This window comes from Vibrio sp. OPT46, assembly GCF_015163535.1.
GTDB lineage: Bacteria > Pseudomonadota > Gammaproteobacteria > Enterobacterales > Vibrionaceae > Vibrio > Vibrio alginolyticus.
This window is the reverse complement of the sequence record NZ_JADDYG010000274.1, coordinates 1-677: the sequence shown is the minus strand read 5'-3', so window position 1 is coordinate 677 and position 677 is coordinate 1. Positions and strand designations below refer to the sequence as shown.

Sequence of the window (677 nt, the reverse complement as noted above, 5' to 3'; positions counted from 1 at the left end):
TTCAAAGCGGCGAGCAGATTAGCAGCGGAGTGAGAAAATACGAAAGAATAATCCTCTAAATGGTTAATAGATGTGAACTTTATCACTAATAAAAATGGAATTTTAACCAAATATTAACGAGTTGGCTGGATAAAAAGTTTGTATTTTAACACTTTTATCGAATATACAACCGATAACAAAGAGGATTTACAATAAATTTTAATAAGAGATAGAGTGCATACTCTCTTTGAGTGGATGCATTTCTGCATAACTATTTAAGTTATATTCAGGCTAGCGGTCGCTTCTTTAGGGATAATTTAGTATTGAGTGTTCATCAGAGCCAACGAACCCTTTATGCTTTCATATTTGTCAACTCAATGATGGTTGGCAAGTGTAGTTAGTTGGAGGTGATCCCAGCTCCAATAACTTTGACTGGTATTTTTAATCCCTCCAACCCAATAGCATTGTTTCGCTCGTATTAAGCCTTCCAAACACTGCTTGCCAGCCTCAGTGATACGGACGCTTTGTTCCCACCAGTGCCTTTCACGTGACTCAATCGTGATCAAAGGTGTTTGACACTGTGCTAGAGGGAGGAGTAACGCGTAAAACATCACGTCTCCTAGGTAAGGAAGAGGTTCTAGTTGTTGATATTGCTCAAACCAATCTTTGATGGGAATTGAACGATTTTGCGAGCTCAA

Annotated in this window: 1 pseudogene; it reads right to left on the bottom strand. The window is 38.6% G+C overall.

The window, feature by feature from the left end:
* Positions 1–353 precede the first annotated feature (353 nt).
* Positions 354–677 (bottom strand): annotated as a pseudogene (locus tag IQR33_RS12630) (hypothetical protein); the annotation flags it as partial.